The organism is Occallatibacter sp. (assembly GCF_049802275.1).
In the GTDB taxonomy this organism is placed as follows: domain Bacteria; phylum Acidobacteriota; class Terriglobia; order Terriglobales; family Acidobacteriaceae; genus Telmatobacter.
In genome coordinates this window covers 1-5,973 of the sequence record NZ_JBARMD010000309.1, presented here as the reverse complement: position 1 = coordinate 5,973, position 5,973 = coordinate 1, and the positions used below count along the sequence as shown (strand labels likewise).

The 5,973-nt window shown below is 59.3% G+C and carries 7 protein-coding genes; 3 read left to right on the top strand and 4 right to left on the bottom strand.

Annotation, left to right across the window (positions count from 1 at the left end; all coding sequences use genetic code 11):
• Positions 1 to 111: 111 nt before the first annotated feature.
• Positions 112 to 570, bottom strand: a complete 459-nt coding sequence (locus tag WA354_RS10790) for an EamA family transporter (RefSeq protein WP_472813015.1) — start codon at positions 568 to 570, stop codon at positions 112 to 114.
• Positions 571 to 584: 14 nt separating this feature from the next.
• On the opposite strand from WA354_RS10790, the gene WA354_RS10785 reads away from it, so the two are divergent.
• The 3 genes from WA354_RS10785 (at position 585) to holA (ending at position 3,360) form a co-directional block, all read left to right on the top strand.
• The gene (locus WA354_RS10785; RefSeq protein ID WP_472813014.1) at positions 585 to 1,424 is read left to right on the top strand and encodes a class I SAM-dependent methyltransferase; all 840 of its coding nucleotides are present in this window, start codon (positions 585 to 587) and stop codon (positions 1,422 to 1,424) included.
• 38 nt (positions 1,425 to 1,462) lie between these two features.
• On the top strand, positions 1,463 to 1,987 hold the full coding sequence (gene lptE, locus WA354_RS10780; protein WP_472813013.1) for an LPS assembly lipoprotein LptE: 525 nt from the start codon (positions 1,463 to 1,465) through the stop codon (positions 1,985 to 1,987).
• A 206-nt stretch (positions 1,988 to 2,193) separates the two neighbouring features.
• Positions 2,194 to 3,360, top strand: coding sequence for a DNA polymerase III subunit delta (gene holA / locus WA354_RS10775; protein WP_472813012.1), 1,167 nt, complete (start codon positions 2,194 to 2,196; stop codon positions 3,358 to 3,360).
• 101 nt (positions 3,361 to 3,461) lie between these two features.
• Here the strand turns inward: holA and WA354_RS10770 are convergent, their stop codons facing one another.
• From WA354_RS10770 to WA354_RS10760, 3 genes are all read right to left on the bottom strand, one after another.
• Positions 3,462 to 3,869 (bottom strand): bacteriohemerythrin, encoded by a 408-nt coding sequence (locus WA354_RS10770; protein WP_472813011.1) that lies wholly within the window; start codon positions 3,867 to 3,869, stop codon positions 3,462 to 3,464.
• A gap of 125 nt (positions 3,870 to 3,994) precedes the next feature.
• A complete protein-coding gene (locus tag WA354_RS10765) occupies positions 3,995 to 4,957 on the bottom strand; it encodes a DMT family transporter (protein ID WP_472813010.1) in 963 nt (320 codons plus the stop codon).
• Between the two features lie 57 nt (positions 4,958 to 5,014).
• Positions 5,015 to 5,973: DUF763 domain-containing protein (locus WA354_RS10760; RefSeq protein ID WP_472813009.1), on the bottom strand; the 959-nt coding region annotated here is incomplete at its 5' end.

Here is a 5,973-nt window from a genome sequence, read left to right as displayed (position 1 = left end):
AAGCCGCGTCATGGATGGGGCACCCTCGATTCTTTGCCTGACAATCTCTGGCCTGTAATTCATTCCGTCGTACCAGAATAACGCCTGCATTGAGATCTGCCTCACGACCGCTCAGCCGAGGACCATCACGACTGCGCCGGCGGTAATGAGGAGGCCGCCGGCTATTGTCGGCACGGTGAGCTTTTCACCTAGCAGGAGCCAGGCGAAGACCATTACGAGTGGCACGCTGAGTTTGTCGAGTGGGGCGACTCGCGATGCGGGGCCGAGTTGCAGGGCACGGAAGTAGCATAGCCACGACAGGCCTGTGGCCATTCCGGAAAGAACCAGAAAAACGAGCGTGCGTCGGTCGATCAGTCGAATTTCGCCGTGCTTTCCGAGGGCCAGCGCAATGGCCCATGCGAACACCAGGACGACAGTGGTGCGTATTGCTGTGGCGAGGTTTGAGTCGACATGTGCGACACCCACTTTGGCCAGCAGCGCGGTGGCTGCGGCGAATATCGCTGATAGAAGCGCCCATCCAATCCAGGTCATAGGAATGATGGTATGCGGCGAGGGTCCTTTGCCGTTCATCTAGACTGGATTTTATGGAGACGGGCCGGGCCAGCAAGACTGCCTTGGGTGTGGCGATTCGACGGGCAGCGCACCAGCTTATCGACGATCCCCCAGTGCTGGATGACCCCATTGCAGTGCGCTTAGTCGGCAATGGGTTTCCGAGGCTCATGGAACGCGCGATCCACCCGGTGGGGAGGGATTTTCGCGGCTTCATGGCTGCGCGGAGCCGTTATGCAGAGGATCAGCTGGCCGAGTCTGTGGCACGCGGCGTGAAGCAATACGTGGTGCTTGGGGCCGGGTTGGATACATTTGCCTATCGCAATCGGTTTCCTGCTCTGCGGGTATTTGAAGTGGACTTTCCGGCAACACAGGTATGGAAGCGCTCGATGCTTGAGGACGCTGCGATCGCTTTGCCGCCGAATCTCGTATTTGTGGCACTCGATTTTGAGCACCAGACACTGGCGGAGGGGTTGGCGAAGGGCGGGCTGGAAATGGATGAGCCGGCGTTTTTCAGTTGGCTGGGCGTGGTGCCGTATTTGACGCTTGATGCATTTCGCGCCACGTTGGGCGTGGTTGCGCGGATGCCTGCCGGAAGCGGGATGAGTTTCGACTATGCGGTGGCGCCGGAGATGCTGAGCCCCATCGGACGCATCGCGTTCGACAGGTTATCGGAACGTGTGGCAGCGGCTGGTGAGCCATTCCGTCTCCTCTTCAAACCGGATGATCTGGAGGCGGAACTGCGAGCGGCGGGATTCCGACGCATCGAGCAGGTAGGTTCCGCCCAACTAAACGATCTCTATTTCATGAATCGAGCGGACGGTCTGAAACTTTCGCCGCTGGGCCTGGGCATGCTGGTGACAGCGTGGGTGTGAAATCCGCGGACGAATCGCGACGCTACAATAATGCAAGCATGATTCGCGGACATATTCGGTTGGCTATCCTTCTGGCGGCGGGAGCAATCTCCGGCTGCGGATACCACACGGTTGGTGCGGCTACGCACCTGCCGCCGGATGCGCGGACGCTCTCTGTGCCGATGTTTGCGACGCGTACCGAGGTGTACCACACCGAAACATCCATGACAGATGCCGTGATTCGCGAGTTTGCAGCGCGTTCGCGTTTGCGCGCGGCCCCCACTGCGGGTGGCAATCCAGACGTAGTGCTGCATGGGACGATCCTCAAGGAAGTGGTAGAGCCGCTGACCTACAACACCTCGACGCAGCAGTCGTCGAGTTATCTGATTACGCTGGTTGTATCCGTGACGCTCGTGGACAGCGGCGGCAAGGTGCTCTACGAGAACAAGAACTACGTCTTCCGCAATCAGTACCAGGCGACCTCCGATCTGCGTACGTTTCTGGATGAGAGCCCCGCCGCGGTTTATCGCTTGTCGCGTGACTTTGCGCGGGCGCTGGTGGCGGATGTGCTGGAGGGAATGTGAAAAGGCAGGGCACAAGGGAACAGGGAATCGGGAACAGGGCAGTTCTCCGAGGCCAGCGTCGGAGACAGGGAACGGCGGATAGCGGTTTGCTTGAGATTAGGGTTGTAGTTGAGGTTTCCGCCCCTTAATCCTCAGGTTCTGGATGGTGTTGCGCTGGTAATCTGTATACGCATGTTCGCTTTGCGACCAACTTGGAGCTTCGTTCCATGACCGGCTCTCGCTGGGGTGCGGGTTTTAGCGCAGTCGGACGATTCGTAGCAGAGGTTGAGGCCGCGTCGGCTGGCAAGGGATCGCTGAAGCCGGGCTATGTGCTCGCGGGCGACGAAATCTTTCTCCTGGATCGGTGCAGGGAAGCTGTTCTGAGAGCCTTTGTTCCGCCGGACCTGAAAGACTTCTGCCTCTCTGATCTCGACCTGAGTTCCACTCCGATTTTTGACGTGCTGGATCGGGCGCAAACGCCGTCACTGATGGCTCCCTTTCAGGTGATCTTCGTGCGCAATATCCGGCAGTTGTACACGCGGGGAGCGAAGAAGGACGAGTTTGCCGCGCTGGAGCGCTACTTCAAGTCGCCGAATCCGCAGGCGCTGCTTATATTTGTTGCGGATTTTCTGCGTATTCCCACCGATACACGGCGCATGGAAATGGACGACAAGAATCGCTTCGAGCGGCTGACCGAAACGCTGGGCGAGCATTGCGGCATGATTGAACTGGCGCGGGTGGGTGAAGAAGATGCGATGCGCTGGGCTGTGGCAACCGCACAAGGGGCCGATACCAAATTGGAGCCCGAAGCGGCGCGCGAACTGGTGGATGCGCTTGGAGCGGACATGATGCTGATTGCGTCGGAGCTTGAAAAGTTGTTGCTGTATACCTTCGGACGTGGCCGCATCACACTGGGCGATGTGGAAACGATGGTGCTCGCCGCCAAGCAGAGATCGCTGTATGAGTTGACAGACGCCATCAGTTCCCGCAACTCGGCGCGGGCGCTTGCGCTGCTGCATGGGTTGCTGAACAGCTCGGATGCGGGCGAGGATGCTGCGATCGGACACCTTTATATGCTGGCGCGAACATTCCGGCAGATGCTGGTAATCGTCGAGAAGAACGTGCGGGACTCGCGCGCGATCTGGCAGGCGTTGTGGCAGGGCTTTCGCATGCCGCCTTTTGCTGCCGATGATCTGATTCGACAGGCACGGCGCTACAAAAGCCGGCGCGAACTGACGCGCGCGTTGCGGCTGATTGCGCGAGCCGATCTCGAATTGCGTTCGTCGCCCCCCGACAAGCGACTGGTGCTGGAGCGGCTGGTATACGACCTGGCTGCGGAGCCTAAAGGTCCGCTTTCACCCTGGGCTTCGGCACAATTGTCGTTCGAGACCTAGACAAATCCGGTTCAGAATATCGGCACTCGTGAGATGGAATTGAGAAAGAATCTTGGCGCGGTCGAGATTTCTCGGAGATGAGGTGCGCGCGGGTACTCATATCAGAAGACGCCGCGTTCGTTCAGCCACTTGCCGTAGGGTCGGTCGAGTTGCTCCACGTGCTCCAGGTACCAGGAGGGTAGGAATTCGAGCAGGGAACTGAATTGAACGAAGTCATCATGGTTCAACTGTTCCAGGGCGGTATAAAGTCTTGCCAGCAGATGCTTGTGTGCGGTCTGGTGTTCGTCTGCGCCAGGGAAGCCCTGATGGTGCAGGAGCAGTTCTTCGCATTCAAAGTGCATCCGGGTGAACTCGATGAGACGCTCGAGTTGCAGGCAGATGGCGCGGCGGTCGGCTCCGTGGACGAGAGAGATACGCAGCTCGTTCAGGGTGTCCATCAGGATCCCGTGCTGATCGTCCATGGCTTCGACGCCGACGATGCACTCGTGACTCCACGTCAACAGGGTCACAACCACCTCCATGACCAAGAGCGAGTCTAGCCCCCTGGTGCCAACTCTCAATGGCGCGATGGTGGTGTCGGTATGAGACTTTGGATTGATCTGAGTGTGACTTCCGGCGCATTACCGCGGCGCCTTTATTCGAGGATCACATCGGGCTGGGATTCGTGGCCGCGTGTGGTTAAGACGATTGCGGCACCAAGAATAAGCGCCCCGCCGACCCATGCGTATGGGCCGAGGTGTTCCCCGAGTAGTTTGACTCCCAGATAGGAGCCGAGGGCAGGCTCGATGTTGAGGAAGACACCAGCGCGAGAAGCGGGAACGTGATGAATGCCCCAGTTCCAGAGGAATGTCGTGGTGGCGGTGCAGGCCAGGCCGCTGATGGCCAGCGCCACCCAGGCGGTTGAGCTGACATGGGCGAAGGGCGGCGGTGCGACCTTATGCGTGCGCCAGGGATTGAGGAGCATCGGGCCGAGAGTCCAGACGGCGAGCATGATGGTTCCGGTAACGATGCTGTAGGCCGTGACCACAACGGGACTATGCGTTTGCATCAGCTTTTTGCTGAGAAGAATCCAGCTAAGCGCAGTGCAAAGTGATAAAAGAACCAGCAGGTCGCCGTACAAGCTTGGCTCGCCTTGCGTTGCCGGGCCACGATGTCCGCCAAGGACGATCAGGGCAGCGCCAATGGTGGAGGCCACCAAGGCAGACCAGCCGATGCCATCAAGACGTTCACCGGCGAACATAGCGGCGGCAACACCGAGCAATACGGGCATGGCGCCGACCATCAACGAGGCGTGGCTCACGGTGGTGTGTTCGAGGCCGTGGAATTGGATAAGGAATTGAATCGGAATCCCGAAAGCGGAAGAGATCAGGATGATGCGAATCTCGCTTCCCGTAAAGCGCACCCGGTTCAGCAGGGCCACCGGAAGCAGGCCGACGCAGGCGAAAAGAAAGCGGTAAAGCACCATGTGCTCCACGCTCATCTCATTCAAAGCAACGCGGCCGAAGTAGAATCCGGTGCCCCAGAGGCATCCGGCAATCGCGCATGCGCCGTAGCCGAGAAATCTGGTGCGCGCGCTTAATGTCGAGTTTTCCGCCATGCTTACTTTTACTGTCGCACGGCGCCAGGCTTTCGGTTGCATCTGCTGAAAAGCGGATTACTCGTCGAACAGGGAACGCTGCTGATTCGCGGCTGTCTTTTTCGGCTTGCGAGCATCGTCGAACACGGTTCTGCCGCCAACGGAAGATGAGATATTGCGCTCGTGATCGATTGCAGCGCCGAAATCGGCCAGGGGCTCCATGTTGGATTCGACATTGCGCGTAAGACGGTCAAGACGGCGGAAACCTTCGAGCTTTTCTGTGTGGCCTAACTTTGCCGCGTCGAGAGCCCTGCGGAGCACGCCAAGCGATTCGTCGTAGGTCCTGAGCGGAACGGGGAAGGGATGGCCGTCCTTTCCGCCATGAGCAAAGGAGAAACGAGCCGGATCGGCGAACCGGCTGGGTGCGCTGTGCACGACTTCCGCGACCAGCGCAAGCGATTGCAGGGTGCGCGGGCCGAGGCCTTCAACCAGCAAGAACGACGCGAAGTCGCGAAGCTCCTGTTCGTGTGCGATGGCGAGTACAGCGCCGAGGCGTTTGAGATCGACGTCGGCCGGCCGGACATCGTGATGCGACGGCATGATCAGTCTGCGGATTTCGTTGAGGGAGGTTTGCACTGGTTCGTGTGCGATGGTGAGCAACGCCTTTTGAGCGTGGCCGGCGCGGTGATCGACGAGGTTCAAAATCGTTCCCTGGGGCTTTCCGACGATCGCGGTATGCGGTTCAGAGATGAAGTCGCGCACAGCGGAAGAGTGCCAGTGATAGCGCCGAGCGAGCCGGTTTTCCTCGTTCATGCCTTGCTGGACAACGGCCCATTCGCCGGTCTTATCAATGATGAAGGAATGCAGGTAGAGCTGGAAGCCGTCGGCGATGGCGTTGTTATCAATACGAGCGGTGAGACGGCTGGTACGGGCAAGGTCGGTGCCGTTCAGGCCGGTGCGGCCGGCGAAATCAAGGAGTTCGGCCGGCGTGCGTTGAGAGTGTTTGCCGCGGCCTCCGCAAACGCTGATGCCAAGTT